The following is a 16258-nucleotide window of genomic DNA, read 5'->3' as shown; positions in this document are numbered from 1 at the left end:
TAATCTTTTTTTGAAGGAACTCCTTCAAAGGACATAAGGTATTGCCATAATGGAAATAAAAATAAGCGTCATTATTCCTACCTATAATCGAAAGGATTTACTTAAAAAGAGTCTTGAGGCACTGGTCAATCAGTCGCTCAATAAAAATGCGTTCGAAGTTATTGTCGTTGATGATGGCGGCAGTGATAATACTGAGATACTCTGCGCCGACTACAAAGAACGGTTAAATATTCGCTATTACTGGCAGCCTGATAAGGGTTTTCGAGCCGGGAAAGCAAGAAATATTGGCATTACAGCCGCAGAAGGAAAATATATCGTCTTTACGGATGCTGGCGTATTACTTCATCAGGATGCGTTATCTCTGCATTTGAAGCTGCATCATGACAGTCTCGTGCCGGCCGTTTGCATTGGCTACGTTTATGGCTTTGAAGTGGAAGAAGCCATGATGGCTGACATCTCCTCGCTGGTGTCATCTGATAATGTCAGTGGCGCGGTAGACATGCTGGAAAAAATGAATGCCCTGGACATCAGGCAAAATCAATATAACGAGTTTGGTTATAATGTTTCCAGCTGGCCCGCGCCTTTTGATATTTTCTGGACGTGCCATGTCTCGGCAGAAAAAAAAGCGTTGATGAATGCCGGGCTTTTTGATGAGGCTTTTAACTGTTGGGGCGGTGAAGATGTTGATTTAGGCGTCAGGCTTTTTATGCAAAATAACCGGTTCATTGTGAACAGGCGTCTCTGCTCGATACATTTTCCTCATGATAAACTCGTTCAGGATCATAAAAATGATTCCGAAACGGCCGGAAAGAAAATTCATCAAAAATATCAGCTATGGCAAACCTCTTTTTACGGGTGCGATTTAGGTGAGAGTAAGTTTTCGCTTAATAAAGTTATTCGTCAGTATGCCGATCAAAACCAGGAAGGTAATGATGCCTTTATACGAAAATATTTATATCAGTCCTGACTCTACAGCTTATAAATTTTGCACGGATTTGCCGACGGATGTTACTATTTCTGGCGTGCCTGATATTACGTTAACCTGGGTCAAAGATGACATTTACCGAAAGGAAGTTATTGACCTCGGTGACTTTGAAAAAAAGATTGTAACAGGCCATGGCGTTTATATGGAGTCAGTCGACAGGTTGGCATTTCATTGTGGCAAGCTTAAGTTCACCATCGTGAAGCTGAACGAGCGGGAAGCAGGCAATATTGTGGTTGGAAACAATGTTGTGTTGCAAGGTACGGCAATCGTGGCTTATCAACGTGTCACGATTGAGGACAATGTGATTTTCGGCCCTAACGTCACGCTGATGGACAGTGATGGCCATCCCTGTACAGGACGTGGACTCAAGGATGAAGCCTCGCGCATCATTGTAAGGCCGGTGCACATTAAAGAGCATGCATGGATAGGAATGGGGGCCATTATTCTTAAAGGCGTCACCGTCGGCAGGCATGCCGTTATCGGCGCAGGCAGCGTGGTCAGAACTGATGTGCCGGATTACGCTGTCGCAATGGGTAATCCGGCAAAAGTGGTCAGATATCTTGAGTAAAGCGGCTAATGACTGACAGCCGCAGCTGCCAGTCACCGGGCTTAGTAAACGTCACGCAGGTAGCGTTTCTCTTTCTTCAACTGGTCGACGTAGTCGGCAGCACGTTCAGCAGAAAGTCCGCCGAACTGTGTGATCACCTGATATAAAGCTTTATCCACATCTTTTGCCATTCGCGATGCATCGCCGCAAACGTAGAAGTATGCACCTTCCTGCAACCAGGCATACAGCTCAGCACCCTGTTCCAGCATGCGATTTTGCACGTAAATCTTTTTAGCCTGATCGCGGGAGAATGCCAGATCCAGTCGGGTCAGAAGACCGTTGTTCTGCCAGCCTTGCAGCTCATCCTGATAGATAAAATCGTGCTCAAGACGCTGATCGCCAAAGAACAGCCAGTTCTTGCCTTTAGCGCCCGTTGCCTGGCGTTCCTGCAAGAAGGCACGGAAAGGCGCGATACCCGTGCCTGGCCCGATCATAATTAGCGGCGCATCGTTGTTGGCAGGAACGCGGAAAGCTTTATTCGGCGAAATAAAGATAGCCGGTTTTTCACCCCGCCCCACACGCTCGGCCAGATAAGTTGAACAGACACCGTTACGGGCACGCCCACCGCTGTGATAACGCACGGAAGCGATGGTCAGATGCACCTGATTAGGATGCGCTTTAGAGCTGGAAGAAATTGAATAAGCACGGTGCTGTAAAGGACGCAATAATGCGACAAATTCAGGAATGCTCAGCGTACGCGCCAGTTCCAACTGCAGCAGATCCAGTGAATCTTTACCCCACAGCCAAACGCCCATCGCATCTTTATCATCATGCTGTAGTACGTGGCGCAGCTCCTGATTCGTGGTGTTCTGGCCGACCCACTCAATCAGCTTGCGGGAAGGTTCTGAGATCTCAAACTGGTAAGTCAGTAAATCGCCCAGGCTTCGATCAAAGCCAGAGACCGGCGTGTCATAGTCTGCATTCAGCTGTGACAGGAGTAAGTTGACCAGTGTCGGATCGTTAACCGGGATCACGCCCAGCGCATCGCCCGCTTCATAGGTCAATCCGCTGTCGGTTAAATCAAACTCAAAGTGACGGATATCTTTGTCCGACTCCGCACCGGAGAGCCGCTTGTTGGTGATTAACGCTGCGGCGTAAGGATTCTGTTTATTGCTGCCTGGAATGACCGGCGCTTCAGGACGGTTTTCCAGTGCTTTGCCGCTGCTGCCTGCGCTGGCGGCAAACTGCGGCATGGAACCCACCAGCCACTGGTGCGAAGGCTCTTCATAATCGATATCACAATCGATACGATCGGCCAGACGCTTAGCACCCAATTGCTCCAGACGCATATCGATAAACTTACCGGCCTGACAAAATCCGTCGTAACCCGTATCGCCAATCGCCAGCACGGCAAAGTTCATCTGCTCCAGACGCGGCGCGGTACTGGCGGAGATCGCCTGCCAGAACAGCTGAGCATTATCAGGCATTTCGCCTTCGCCATAGGTTGAGGTGATAACCAGCACGTGACGCATCGTGGCAAACACGTCGATATCGACTTCGCCCAGCGCCTGTACCACAGGGACCAGCCCCTGATCGCGCGCAGATTTGGCCGCCGTTTGGGCCAGCGCTTCGGCATTTCCGGTTTGCGAGCCAAACAGGATATGCAGCTGTGTTGTGGTTGCTGCGCCAGTAGCACCAGCGACCTGTGGGCGATCTTCCAACACCAGCAGGCGTGAATGCAGTCCGGCAAGGAAACCTGCCAGCCAGTATTTCTGATCGCCATTAAATGGCGCGTCTTCAGGAATATAAGGAATTTTCATGGGTTATCCGTACTCAGTCCCGTTTCGTTATGTTCTTTAGAAAGTCGTTTCATTTACTCAGGATAATTTGCCAACGGCAGCGGCAATCTCTGGCAGCGCGGCACGGGCAAACAGTTCCTCAAAATCAGGCAGTCCGCCTAACACTTCGCGGTTACGCGCATCCTGATAAATGATCCAGCCATAAGTCGCCAGGCTATCCATGGAGCGGATATTACGCTGCGTCAGTGCCGCCTTGTAATCCGCCATACGTTTTGCCGCAATCAGGCAGGCCAGTTCGTCATCGCTGTAGTTTTCAATCGCTGAACGAGCATGACGCTGTAGCTTGCTGATTAACGCAAAATCTTCCGTCATCAACAGGTTACGCACCGCTTTCTCTACCGCTGCGTTCTCAACAGAAGTGCCTTTCGGCAGGCGAGAGAGCGCCAGCTGCTGGGCAAAGCTCAGCACGGTGTAGTTATTGAGCAGTACGAACATTTCCTGCGTATCGGTTGCTCCATAAGCCGGTACCGCACCATTGGCGATGGTGGTCTTGTTGCGCCAGGCCGCTTTAAATTTTGCAACCTGATGTGCTGCCAGCGCTGTAGACAGCTCTTCCAGCAGATCTTTACGCGCTTTTGCCTTGAGGATCTCGGCGCTGTCCTGATACAACAGCAGCGAGCGTGGCATCACGTAAACGAAATGCTGAGACTCGGTTTCCCAGTGTGCCAGCAGCCAGGCAGCACGCGGCGAGTGGGTCGCTTCCAGATGCCAGTGCAGCATGGTCAGCACAGCCTGCTTATGGGCTTTTGCCATTTCGTTGTCGTCGGTGATCGAGCCGAACAGCACCGAATCTCCCGCTGCGGATTTTGCCAGCGATCCATAGGGATCGTACTGGTAAGCGAAACCGCCGCTCATGCCGTTACCGAAGCCGGTGCCGTAAGTGCCCAGATTCAGCACCGCGCCGTTAGTCATATATTCACAGCAGAAATCGCCGACGCCTTCAACAACAGCCGTGGCACCTGAGTTACGCACCGCAAAACGGTCGCCGGCCTGACCCTGAACAAACAGACGCCCGCCGGTGGCACCGAACAGCGCAAAGTTACCAATCAGCACGTTGCCTTCCGCATCCTGCGAGCCGCCGCCTGGCGACATCACCACGATTTCGCCACCGCACTGGCCTTTACCTACGCCATCGTTACAGGTGCCGTAATGTTGCAGCTGCATGCCGTCGTTGCAGAACACGCCGTAAGACTGGCCTGCTGAGCCGGCGGTCGCAATCCTGACCGTGGCGGGTGCCAGATAGTGGCGACCGCGATCGTCACTCAGGACGGCAGGCATGGCCTTCAGCTGACGCGCGTCGAGCTTGTGGTTCAGCATGCGTTCGATATCAATCGCCAGCTGTCCGCCAACGCTTTTGTTGCGGTTGTTCAGCGTTGCGCCGTTACCCAGCTCAAGCCTCTCGCTGCCCTGATCGACCAGCGCGTTGGTCAACTGAGTTAGCCAGCTGTCGTCCAGTTCGAAATCTTTTTCCAGATAAACCGGATGAGCAATTTTCAGCTCTGGGACCACGGTGAGCATGGCGCGCAAATCCAGTCTGCCCACTTCCAGTGGGTGATCCATCAGGTGCAGCAGATCCGAGCGGCCACGCGCTTCGCGCAGAGAACGCAAACCGAGGCGAGCAAGGATCTCACGCACTTCGTGAGCCACGTTGATGAAATACTGTGCCAGCTGACGCGGATCGCCATCAAAAGCTTCGGCGTTGGTCGTCAGGCCGGCCGGGCATTTCACGTTACAGTTTTTCGCCATCACACATTTCAGCATCATCAATGCAGTGGTGCCGAATTCGAAGCTGTCGCCGCCCAGCAGCGCTGATTTCACCACGTCGCTGCCGGTTTGCTGCGCGCCTGAACAGCGTAGCTGCACTTTTTCACGCAGGCCGTTAGCGCACAGTGCCTGGTGAACTTCCGCGATGCCGATTTCCGCCACGCGGCCGGTATATTTCAGGCTGGTAACGGACGCCGCACCTGTACCGCCGGTATTGCCCGCGACGTTGATCACATCCGCGCCTGCTTTTGCCACGCCGACAGCAATGGTGCCAATGCCTTCGGAAGAAACCAGTTTCACAATGACGCGCACGCGAGCGGCTTTGCAGTCATGGATCAGCTGCGCCAGATCTTCAATGGAATAGGTGTCGTGGTGCGGCGGCGGTGAAACCAGCTCAACGCCAGGCGTACCGCCACGAGCCGCGGCGATTTCCACCGTTACTTTTGGCGCAGGCAGCTGGCCGCCTTCACCCGGTTTTGCACCCTGACCGATCTTAATTTCTAACTCTTCCAGCATCGGATCGGCGAGGTATGCCGCCCAGACGCCAAAGCGGCCGGAAGCCAGCTGCTTAATGCGTGAGGCGCGGATCGTTCCATGACGCGAATAGTGTTCGCCCCCTTCGCCGCAGTTGCTCATGCCGCCAACCATGTTGGTACCGTGCGCTACCGCTTCGTGAGCCGGCGCAACCAGTGCGCCATGACTCATCGCACCGGAAGCGAAGGTACGGGTAATTTCGCTGGCGGGCTGGATTTCACTTAGCGGCAGTGAAGGCGCAGCGGTAAAGATCCGCGACAAATAGTCTGCCGCTTTGCCCAGCGCGGTAATTTGCAGGCCGTCTGGCGTAATTTCACCGCTGGCAATTTCCTCACCGAAGCGGCTTTTCAACGCGGCGGAAAGAGCGGCAAGGCGTTCATTCTCAGCTTTCAGCCCCTGAATGGAATCGGACAGGCGCAGCGTAAAATGACCGGCGCTGGCGTCGGTTGCTTCACAAATCAGCCCGCGTACGGCAAAGCCATTATTAATCAAAGAATAGCGGCCCAGTTTGCGGGCAAATTCCGCTTCACTGTCCACGTGGGTCAGATCGGCAGGGAAGGTCAGGATATCGCGCAGCGCGGCCGGACGACGTTTACGTTCTTCATGCATCTGGCTGGAGAATTCGCGATAGTCAGGCGTAATGGTAAAGCTGTCGATCACCGCGTTCGGGATACGTTCAAAGCTGCTGTCAGCAAACGACTCCGGTTTGATGCTGAAGGCGTTATCAAGCTTGGCCAGCGTCATCAGGCGGATAAACCGATCTTCTTCACGTGGTTTTTCGGCGAAGCGTACCGGCTGCTCGGTCATATCAATGAAGGTACGTACTGCGATAGTGCCGTATGAGTGGCCCGCACCCTCCGCACGTTCTTTAAACAGACCCAACAATGGCACTTCGGACTCACCCTGAATTCTCAGCGCGCTTTGATGCCAGTCGACGGCCATCTGGGCAATAGTGGCGAAGCCTGCTCCACCCACCGGCGTCTTGATATTCGGGAAATATTTCTTCAATACCGGATCGTCGGTATTCAGGAAGTTAGGCTCAAAGAATTCGCCGCAGCTGTAGCTTTCCACCGTACAGAGGCCCACTTTACCCATGGTTTTCATCAGTGCTTTTTCAGCCGCTTTGGCGTAGCGCTTGAAGGCCTTGTTGCCTTCTTCGCCTTCACCAAATTTCTCTTCTGCACGCATCTGTACGCCCAGCGGATAAATTGCCGAAGCACCGAAGCCGAGTGCCGCAGCAATATGGTGCGAAGAGATGCTCTGACCGCTTTCCACAACCAGAGAGACGTCCAGGCGCAAACCTTCCTGTACCAAACGCTGATTGATGGCAGAAACCATCAGCAGCATCGGGATCCCGGCATGCGTGGAAGAGATATGGCGGTCGGTCAAAACCGCAATGCCGCCTTGCTCACGGGCAAAGTCCACAACTTGCTGAGCAAGGTCATCAATGGCTTTTTCCAGCGCGTCTGCGTTGGCGGCACGGCTTTGTGCATCGGTGCCGACAACAGGGACATAAAGCATTTCAAAGCGTGCGTAAGGCGCCACTTTTTGCTCACGCAGTTGCAGCATATCCAGATGGGTCAGGATCGGCGTAGGCACAACGATCTGACGGCCTTTGCTGCGGCCCAGATGCGGTTTAGCGCCTAACGCTACGCGCAGCGTCATGCCATCGATTTCGCGAATCGAGTCTAACGGTGGGTTAGTCACCTGAGCAAAGCGCTGCGAGAAATAGTGCGCCATGCCGCCTTCGTGATCGGACAGGCCGTTGATGGCGTTGCCGTAACCCATTGCCGAGATCTTCTCCGCGCCGGTGTTCAGCATCGGGTCCATCATGAACTTGAAGCTTTCCTGGTTATAGTAGTAAGCCACAAAGCGCTGATAGGTTTTCAGGTCGCCACGGTAGCGCAGCGGCGAGCCCTGCTTTTCTGCGGGCACGATGGGCAGCTCCTGCAACGTGACGCGTGCCTGTTCCAGCAGAGACGGATAATCTTTCTCTTTCGCCAGCTTCTCCAGCGCTTCGAGCGTGGTATAGCTGCGTTTTTCGCTGTGATCGTAATAGAGCATCCCGCCCGCTTCGATACGGCCACGACGCAGAACGCTTTCTGGTGGGAAGGCAATCTGGCCTGCTTCAGACATCGCGCCGATATAGTCTGCTGTCTCAACAGAACGCAGTGGACGCAGGCCCAGACGGTCAAGACGAGCGCCGATGATTTCACCGTTGCCGAAGATCAGCGCGGCAGGGCCATCATTTTTCTCTTCATATAAAGAGAAGTATTCCAGCATCGCACGGACGTCTTCCGACAGCGTATCGTCGTTTTCCCACGCGGGTGGCATCATGGATACCACGGCGTTGATCAAATCAAGGTTATCTTCCATCAGACGGCTGTGGATACTCTGATCCAGACGGGAGCTGTCTGACTGGCCTTTTGGCCGCACGATTTTTTTACCGCGTGCCAGCGCCAGCGCCGATTCCGCGATGCGGTTTTTACGGTCGGTATTTAGCTCGCCGTTATGTGCCATCAGGCGGAACGGCTGAGCCATCGTCGTATGCGGATCGGTATTGGTAGAGAAGCGAGTATGGAAGAACAGCCCGCGTATCTGATGATCCGGATCGGTCAGATCTTTGAAGTAAGGAATCACTTCATTTGAGTTCAGGCGCGCCTTGAAGACCTGGGTACGAGAAGAAAGGGAAAGCGGATAAAGTCCGCCAAAATCGCTCTCGGTAAAGGCGCGCGCTTCAATATCCAGCAACGCACGGTAGATGCGTTTCTCGAAATCATTTTGATCGACAACATCTTGAGGCGCGCTGAAAATCCACTGCACGATGGGCAGCTGAAACTGAATGGCGGCCGGACGCAGTACGCTGACATCCAGCGGCATTTCGCGTTTTAAAATGACGCCAAGGCCGTAAGTAGCCAGCGTTTCTTCTACCAGGCGTTCACCGTTGGCGCGCAGCTCGCTGTCTTTGGAAACAAAGAAGTTACCCACGCCGAAACGGCCGGTAATCAGTGGCTGGCCGGTAATCTTGCGAAAGAAGTGCAGGGAGATATCCACGTTAACCCCAGCACCATCACCCACGCCTTCCGCCGACATACCGCCGCGGTGAGGGACCGTGCAAAGCGCGCTGTGCGCCATCTGAAGGATCTCATGAGTCTGCTCGCCGTCCTTACGTGTAATAAAGCCCACGCCGCAGCTATCGCTGTCTTTAGAGGGATCGTACAGGCCATAGGGATAAGGTTTTGGATTGGACATTGCGGGCCTCCTTAAACTTCTTTTGACATTACCTACGTTATTTCAAGCACAGAATGCAGCTGGGTCGCCCAGGCTCTGTATCGTTTTTCCTGACCGCCTGTTGGCGGCTGCCGTTTTGCCGGGCATGACCCCGCCTTTTAATGGCGTCCTGTGTGGGACTGCTCTGATTTCCGGCTCTCTTACCTGGAGGTAACTTGCTTCTTGAGGGAGTCTTCTTGCTGCATAGATATGCCGAGACACTGGCCCGTCAGGAACGCATCCAGCGGATTTCCAACTTATCGGGAAAGCGAACTCAGGTCAAATAGCGTCCTTACGGAGCCTTTTAGGCCATCTCATTGGTTTATCTTTTTGAATAATAAGTATTTGTTACTGTTTTTAATGTCGAGAGTTTCGCCACCCGACAGGCGGGAAGTGTGAGCTGTCTCACTGTAGTGCAGGCGGCAAATCTCTGCACCATGCTGGTGCTGGGGTTATTGGTAGCAGAAAATGCTAAGAAAATGGGGTTACTTACTGAAAAGAACTGTTTTTAAGGATGTGGCTTATTTGAATTAAACCACGCTTCATCATTAGTAAAATTAATCAGGCATGGTGTGATTAAATTTTCGGTTAATGTGAATTTTTATGCGATGAATAAGCGAGGTGTAATGGCCATAAACAGGGCATCGCTATGAAATGCATTAGGTAGAAATGCAATTTGTTATGAAAACTACGGCACAGATTATGCAATTAATGGAATGAGTTAACGGGGGGCTTTTTACAACGTAGCCACGAAATGTTTTAAGCGTCAAAAGCAGTGAATGAGATAGCAACTTTTGCTTTGCAAGGCCAGCTGGAATGCCGCTTTTCCTGTGTTGTATTCGTACTATATCAAGCTTTGCCTCTGATCAATGCCGTTCTGTTTATGCCCTGCCGGAAACGCTTAGCCTTAGCCTTAAAAAGGCGAATTGTCTCGGGGAATGTGTATTCCGTTTGTGCTGAAAGTCGGTTTTTGCTGGCCTCTGATATTGCGTCGGCTGAGTGCGTAATCAGTCAATGTCATTCGGTGCTGCACCGAACCGGTGCAGCCAGTCCCGATGCCAGCAAAGTTGGCCTTTTAGGCTTTTACGGTATGATTGGCGATACCGGTCTGAAGGAATCTTTTATGAAACAAATTCGTCTGTTAGCCCAGTATTACGTCGACCTGATGGTAAAACTCGGTCTGGTACGCTTCTCCCTGCTGCTGGCCTCGGCGCTGGTGGTGCTGGCGATGATCGTCCAGATGGCTGTCACCATGGTGTTACGCGGGCATGTCGAAAGCATCGACATGGTGCGCTCGGTCTTTTTCGGCCTGCTGATCACGCCCTGGGCGGTTTATTTCCTCTCGGTGGTGGTCGAACAGCTTGAGGAGTCCCGACAGCGCCTTTCAAGGCTGGTGGACAAGCTGGAAGAGATGCGCCATCGCGATCTGGAACTTAACCAGCAGATGAAAGAGAACATCACCCAACTGAACCAGGAGATCGCTGACCGTATCAAAGCGGAAAAAGCGCGTTTACAGGTGATGGATAAGCTCACCGAGGAGATGGCCAGGCGCGAACAGGCGCAGATAGAGCTGGAGCAGCAATCTTCTTTCCTGCGTTCGTTCCTTGATGCGTCGCCAGACCTGGTTTTCTATCGCAATATTGACCAACAGTTTTCCGGCTGCAATCGCGCGATGGAGCTGCTGATTGGTAAAAGCGAGCGTCAGTTGATTGGCCTGACCCCGCACGATGTCTACGATAAAGATGCCGCTACTAAGGTGCTGGAAACTGACGAAAAAGTCTTCCGCCACAACGTCTCTCTCACCTATGAGCAATGGCTGCAATATCCTGACGGACGTAAAGCCTGCTTTGAGATCCGTAAAGTGCCGTATTACGACCGTGTTGGCAAACGCAGTGGGCTGATGGGCTTCGGGCGCGATATAACCGAGCGTAAGCGCTATCAGGACGCTTTAGAGAACGCCAGCAGGGAGAAGACCACTTTTATCTCTACGATCAGTCACGAGCTTCGTACGCCGCTTAATGGCATCGTCGGTTTGAGCCGCATATTGCTGGACACCGAACTCAATCAGGAACAGCAAAAATACCTGAAAACTATTCATGTCTCCGCCATCACGCTCGGCAATATTTTTAATGACGTGATTGAGATGGATAAAATCGAACGCCGCAAAGTGCAGTTAGATAATCAACCGATTGATTTCACGGGCTTCCTGGCCGATCTGGAGAACCTTTCCGGCCTGCTGGTACAGCCTAAAGGACTCAGATTTGTCCTCGAACCGCAGCTGCCACTGCCGCATAAAATCATCACTGACGGCACTCGCCTGCGGCAAATCCTGTGGAACCTGATTGGCAACGCGGTGAAATTTACTCAGCAGGGCAACATTATCGTGCGGGTCAATTATCAGAGCGAAGACTGCCTGCGGTTTGAGGTGGAAGACTCAGGGATGGGCATTCCCCAGGACGAGCAGGATAAAATCTTTGCCATGTATTATCAGGTGAAAGACCAGCACGGCGGCAAACCCGCGACCGGAACAGGCATTGGGCTGGCCGTCTCTCGTCGTCTGGCGCAAAGTATGGGCGGTGATATCAGCGTACGCAGCTCGCCGGGTAAGGGGTCCTGCTTCACTTTGACAATCAACGCGCCACGCGTCGGGGAATTGCAGGAAGACGAACAACCGGCAGACGATATGCCGCTGCCTGCACTGCACGTGATGCTGGTGGAAGATATCGAGCTCAACGTGGTGGTCGCACGTTCCGTTCTGGAGAAGCTCGGCAACAGCGTTGAGGTTGCCATGACGGGTGAAGAGGCGCTGGCGCTGTTTGACCCTGACGAATTCGATCTGGTTTTACTGGATATTCAGTTACCCGATATGACCGGGCTGGACGTTGCCCGTGAAATTCACCGTCGCTATGCGAATCGTTCTTTACCGCCGCTGGTCGCACTCACGGCGAACGTGCTCAAGGACAAGAAAGAGTATCTGGATGCGGGCATGGACGACGTCTTAAGTAAGCCCCTGTCCGTACCGGCACTGACAGCGACCATTAAAAAATATTGGGATTTTCAACAGCAGGATGCGCAACACCCTCAGGAGGGAAAAGTGGACGAGAAGAAATTAGGTTTACTGGATGTCGCCATGCTGGAGCAATACATTGAACTGGTGGGTCCGCAGCTGATTGTGCAGAGTCTGGAAATGTTTGAACAAATGATGCCAGGTTACCTGGAAGTATTGGATCTCAATATGACCGCGCGCGATCAGAAAGGGATTGCGGAAGAAGGCCATAAAATCAAAGGTGCAGCGGGATCGGTTGGGCTGGTTCATTTACAGCAGCTGGCAAAACAGATTCAAAGTCCGGAACTGCCGGCATGGTGGGACAACGTGCAGGAATGGATCGATGAGCTAAAGCAGGAGTGGCGAAACGATGTTGCTGTACTGCGGGAATGGGTTGCGGTAGCGGGAAAAAAATGACCCCGACCGAAGCCGGGGTGCGCGAATACTGCGCCAACACCAGGGAAAGTGGTTACCTGTGCTGTTCTTAGATTAAGAGTTTAAAAGCACAGGCGCGGTATTGGGTAAAACGCTCAGGAACTACCTTAGCAAATCCTACTTCACATGTTACAAGATTCATTAAAATGTGTGAAGTAGAGCGGCGTTTCCAAACAGAAAACATTAATTTGGTGATACAGTCAAGCACGGAATGAATTTATCGGTGTTATTGCTCAAAATATGTACTATTGTGCCACTTTTTGTCTGGTTTAGATTGACGTCTCACCGTAACCGGTTCCATTAAGCGCTAGCAGTAATGCTAAAAGAATTTCTCATGAAATTGCTAATTATTAACTCTCTGTAAAACATATTATTTTTGTGAGATGGGGGTCTCCCGGTCGAAACGGCACAAAGTGGTCCGATAAGCGAAACAAATGAAAGGATTGAGCAATTAATTTAAGGTATTGCTAAGCCTCTCGCTATTAATTCAGGGCGCATTCCGGAGCTATTTGGAAAGCTCTATTTTGATAACTTTACGCGTTAAAGCCGTCTTTGAGATCGAATTAATAAAAGCTAACTTACGGTATTTATAAGTGTTGTGAATCTATTTATAAGGGCCAGTCGTGCCTGGGGTATAGACTAACCGGTTACATTTTAAGGTTCGTTTTGGTAATGGAACCGATTCCTGAAGCGCGGAAGTGATTGAAGCAAATGAAGCATTTGTAAGCCCGGGTTCTTAATGATGCAATGCAAACGTTTCCAAAGCGAAGGGCTGGAACGCGTTTATCTCCGCGCCTGGAAGAGTAAACGTCAATCACGGTCTGCGGAATTGATAAGATAGTCATGGATAAATTTTTATGAGTCAGCGTAAGAGAACGCGGTTACAACAAATCAGGATCGGCCTCGTTGCCGGTTTATCAGGCCTTATCGGACTTTGGATCGCAGGGATCGTTCTTTTCTCTTTTATGCCTGTTCCATTCTCTGCGGTAATGATTGAGCGCCAGTTCGGTGCTTGGTTTAGCGGTGATTTTGATTATGTCGCTCACTCTGACTGGGTAGGAATGGATGACATTTCTTCCTGGATGCCGCTGGCGGTCATCGCTTCTGAAGATCAGAAGTTCCCCACGCACTGGGGATTCGACGTTCAGGCAATTCAGTCTGTACTGGATAATGAGGATGGCCACTTGCGTGGGGCATCAACGTTGTCGCAACAGACGGCCAAGAATGTATTTTTATGGGACGGACGAAGCTGGGTGCGTAAAGGGCTGGAAGCGGGGCTAACGGTAGGTATTGAAACCGTCTGGACAAAGCGGCGTATCCTGACGGTGTATCTGAACGTCGCGGAGTTCGGCCACGGCGTTTTTGGCGTAGAGGAAGCTTCCCGGCGTTATTTTCATAAGCCAGCCAGCCGTCTGACAATGTCGGAAGCGGCCTTGCTGGCCGCAGTGCTGCCAAATCCCATTCGCTTTCGCGCCGATGCGCCTTCTGCCTACGTTCGTCAGCGGCAACAGTGGATTTTACGGCAGATGCGGCAGTTAGGCGGCGAGAGCTTTTTACAGCGCAATAAGCTGCGCTGAAACCCTGAATTAGCCGCTATTCTTCGTCGAAACCGGCGTTAAACAGCTCGATCACCGCTGCCAGCGCTTCTTTTTCCTGCGGGCCAGTGGCCTCGATTTCTATGTGACCGCCCTTGGCTGAGTCCAGCATCAACAGCGCGATAACGCTGCTGGCCTCAGCCTCGGTGCCGACTTCATTACGCAGGAGGACTTCTGCGTCAAAACTCTGAACCAACTCAAAAAGTTTCATGGCCGGGCGGGCGTGCATGCCCAGCTTGTTCTTGATTTCAACGTTTTGCCTGACTGTCATGATTTGCGCTTTTCCAGAGTACGGTGACGGGACTGGACGTTTTTCCCACGTGAGCGGAAATAGTCGGCGAGCTGCTCGGCTATATAAACTGAGCGGTGCTTACCGCCTGTACAGCCAATCGCGACGGTAAGATAGCTGCGGTTATTGGTTTCCAGCATCGGCAGCCAAAGCTCAAGATAGCTGCGCGTCTGGTAGATAAAATTATGCACTTCAGTATGACGATCGAGAAAGGCCGCAACCGGGCGGTCAAGACCCGTCATCGGGCGCAGTTTCGGATCCCAGTGCGGGTTCGGCAGGAAGCGAACATCAAAAACGTAGTCAGCATCAATCGGGATACCGTGCTTAAAACCGAACGATTCGAACACCATGGTCAGTTCACGCTCACGCTTACCCAGCAGGCGTGTGCGCAGCATTTCGGCCAGCTCATGTACCGACATCTCCGAGGTATCCACGATCAAATCAGCCCGGGAGCGCAACGGTTCCAGCAAATCGCTTTCTTCGTCGATAGCGCTCTCCAGCGAAAGGTTCTTGCTGGAAAGAGGATGTAAGCGGCGCGTATCGCTGTAACGACGGATCAGCGTATTACGATCGGCATCAAGGAATAGCAGCTGCGGTGAAAAGCTTTCGGGCAGGCTGGTCAGCGCTTTTTCAAAAACTTCTGGTGACTCAGGCATATTGCGCACGTCAATGCTTACCGCTGCCGACATATTACGGTCAGCCAGCGAGTTAGCCAGTTCCGGCAGCAAGACTACGGGCAGGTTATCCACGCAGTAAAAGCCCATGTCTTCCAGCGCCCGCAGGGCTACGGACTTACCGGAACCGGAACGACCGCTGACGATCATCAGCACCATGACTCATTCTCCTGATTTTGCCTGATCAAATGGGACTTCGTCGACGAGAGGGAGGGCGTCCCTGTCAAACTTCACTCTTTTTCCCTGCAATCCAGGGCTGTGGGAAAATCAGTGATTTCCCTCAGAGGCTTCCGCCATGATCTCAAAGAGTTCTTCATCGCTCTGAGCCGCACGCAGACGGCGACAAACGGTTTTATCGGCAAGACGCTTTGCGACCAGAGAAAGAGTATGCAGATGCGTTTTACACTGATCGGCAGGGACCAACAGCGCAAACAGTAAGTCTACGGGCTGATTATCGATCGCATCGAAAGCAATCGGCTGCTCAAGGCGAATAAATACGCCCACGGCGCGCAGCGTGTCTTCCACCAGCTTACCGTGCGGAATAGCAATGCCGTTGCCAATACCGGTGCTGCCCATCCGCTCGCGCGTCAGGATCGCTTCAAAGATAGTCTGGTGCGGAAGGTTAAGCTGTTTGGCTGCCAGCTCGCTAATAATTTCCAGCGCCCGCTTTTTACTCTGGCAGTGTACGCCGCTGCGGGTGCAGGAGACGCTCAGTACCGAGCTCAGTTCCAGTGTGTGATCATTGTTCATCATAGTTTCACTTACGTATTCACTTCGCCTGGCAAAACGGCCTGACGCATCTGACGCCGCAAAGCGTACAGATATGTCAGGCCATCGGTCAAATGCAACATGCCTTATTGATTAACGGCCCGGACTCCAGAACAGAGTACGAGCCGGTACATCTTACGTCACGTTCTTATCAGATAAGGGTGGCGAAAAAATAATCAATGCTTGGGTGAAATTTAGTGTTGCTTCAACTTGTCTTTATGTTTATTAAGTTGGCGCGTTAGCTTGTCAATCAAGCCATCAATCGCCGCGTACATATCTTTCTCTTCCGAGGTGGCATGCAACTCACCGCCGTTTACATGTAACGTTGCATCGGCTATCTGCGTGACCTTCTCAACCTTAAGAACAATATAAACCTGATTTATCCGGTCGAAATACTGTTCCAGTTTGGCAAATTTCGCCGTGACAAACTCACGTAACGGCTCAGTGATTTCAACGTTCTGTCCAGTGATATTGAGTTGCATACGCTCTTCC

10 protein-coding genes are annotated in these 16258 nt (G+C 52.1%); 4 read left to right on the top strand and 6 right to left on the bottom strand.

Annotated elements, in window-relative coordinates; all coding sequences use genetic code 11:
* Window positions 1-49 precede the first annotated feature (49 nt).
* Together EHV07_RS20765 and EHV07_RS25095 are read left to right on the top strand one after the other, a co-directional pair.
* Window positions 50-967: a glycosyltransferase gene (locus EHV07_RS20765; protein WP_147200022.1), complete on the top strand. Its 918-nt coding sequence runs from the start codon at window positions 50-52 to the stop codon at window positions 965-967.
* Window positions 930-1553 (top strand): DapH/DapD/GlmU-related protein, encoded by a 624-nt coding sequence (locus EHV07_RS25095; protein ID WP_305790943.1) that lies wholly within the window; start codon window positions 930-932, stop codon window positions 1551-1553. The genes EHV07_RS20765 and EHV07_RS25095 overlap by 38 nt, the downstream gene beginning before the upstream one ends.
* 41 nt (window positions 1554-1594) lie before the next feature.
* Here the strand turns inward: EHV07_RS25095 and EHV07_RS20755 are convergent, their stop codons facing one another.
* Together EHV07_RS20755 and EHV07_RS20750 are read right to left on the bottom strand one after the other, a co-directional pair.
* On the bottom strand, window positions 1595-3352 hold the full coding sequence (locus tag EHV07_RS20755; protein ID WP_147200021.1) for a sulfite reductase subunit alpha: 1758 nt from the start codon (window positions 3350-3352) through the stop codon (window positions 1595-1597).
* A gap of 57 nt (window positions 3353-3409) precedes the next feature.
* Window positions 3410-8941, bottom strand: a complete 5532-nt coding sequence (locus EHV07_RS20750; RefSeq protein WP_147200020.1) for a glutamate synthase-related protein — start codon at window positions 8939-8941, stop codon at window positions 3410-3412.
* A gap of 1141 nt (window positions 8942-10082) precedes the next feature.
* Between EHV07_RS20750 and arcB the strand changes: the two genes are divergently transcribed.
* Complete coding sequence (gene arcB, locus EHV07_RS20745) at window positions 10083-12422, top strand: aerobic respiration two-component sensor histidine kinase ArcB (protein WP_147200019.1); 2340 nt, start codon at window positions 10083-10085, stop codon at window positions 12420-12422.
* Window positions 12423-13405: 983 nt separating this feature from the next.
* Window positions 13406-14017 (top strand): monofunctional biosynthetic peptidoglycan transglycosylase, encoded by a 612-nt coding sequence (gene mtgA / locus EHV07_RS20740; protein WP_371419705.1) that lies wholly within the window; start codon window positions 13406-13408, stop codon window positions 14015-14017.
* Window positions 14018-14033: 16 nt separating this feature from the next.
* On the opposite strand, the gene npr is transcribed toward mtgA, so the two are convergent.
* The 4 genes from npr to hpf form a co-directional block, all read right to left on the bottom strand.
* Window positions 14034-14306 (bottom strand): PTS phosphocarrier protein NPr, encoded by a 273-nt coding sequence (gene npr / locus EHV07_RS20735; RefSeq protein WP_147200017.1) that lies wholly within the window; start codon window positions 14304-14306, stop codon window positions 14034-14036.
* Window positions 14303-15157: an RNase adapter RapZ gene (gene rapZ, locus EHV07_RS20730; protein ID WP_147200016.1), complete on the bottom strand. Its 855-nt coding sequence runs from the start codon at window positions 15155-15157 to the stop codon at window positions 14303-14305. Before rapZ ends, npr begins: the two co-directional genes overlap by 4 nt.
* Window positions 15158-15265: 108 nt before the next feature.
* Entirely contained in the window at window positions 15266-15748 is a 483-nt protein-coding gene (gene ptsN / locus EHV07_RS20725; RefSeq protein ID WP_174822395.1) for a PTS IIA-like nitrogen regulatory protein PtsN, read from the bottom strand.
* 212 nt (window positions 15749-15960) lie between these two features.
* Window positions 15961-16248: a ribosome hibernation promoting factor gene (gene hpf / locus EHV07_RS20720; protein ID WP_034936715.1), complete on the bottom strand. Its 288-nt coding sequence runs from the start codon at window positions 16246-16248 to the stop codon at window positions 15961-15963.
* Window positions 16249-16258: the final 10 nt, after the last annotated feature.

Source organism: Pantoea sp. CCBC3-3-1 (assembly GCF_007981265.1).
GTDB lineage: Bacteria > Pseudomonadota > Gammaproteobacteria > Enterobacterales > Enterobacteriaceae > Erwinia.
Note: the sequence above shows the minus strand (reverse complement) of the source record. Positions and strands in the feature narration are given on the sequence as shown.

Bases quoted from the DNA above. Each gene is read 5' to 3' on its own strand.
- EHV07_RS20755 (WP_147200021.1), bottom strand. From the start codon at position 3,352: ATGAAAATTCCTTATATTCCTGAAGACGCGCCATTTAATGGCGATCAG.
- hpf (WP_034936715.1), bottom strand. From the start codon at position 16,248: ATGCAACTCAATATCACTGGACAGAACGTTGAAATCACTGAGCCGTTA.
- EHV07_RS20750 (WP_147200020.1), bottom strand. From the start codon at position 8,941: ATGTCCAATCCAAAACCTTATCCCTATGGCCTGTACGATCCCTCTAAA.
- mtgA (WP_371419705.1), top strand. From the start codon at position 13,406: ATGCCTGTTCCATTCTCTGCGGTAATGATTGAGCGCCAGTTCGGTGCT.
- npr (WP_147200017.1), bottom strand. From the start codon at position 14,306: ATGACAGTCAGGCAAAACGTTGAAATCAAGAACAAGCTGGGCATGCAC.
- rapZ (WP_147200016.1), bottom strand. From the start codon at position 15,157: ATGGTGCTGATGATCGTCAGCGGTCGTTCCGGTTCCGGTAAGTCCGTA.
- EHV07_RS20765 (WP_147200022.1), top strand. From the start codon at position 50: ATGGAAATAAAAATAAGCGTCATTATTCCTACCTATAATCGAAAGGAT.
- arcB (WP_147200019.1), top strand. From the start codon at position 10,083: ATGAAACAAATTCGTCTGTTAGCCCAGTATTACGTCGACCTGATGGTA.
- ptsN (WP_174822395.1), bottom strand. From the start codon at position 15,748: ATGAACAATGATCACACACTGGAACTGAGCTCGGTACTGAGCGTCTCC.
- EHV07_RS25095 (WP_305790943.1), top strand. From the start codon at position 930: ATGATGCCTTTATACGAAAATATTTATATCAGTCCTGACTCTACAGCT.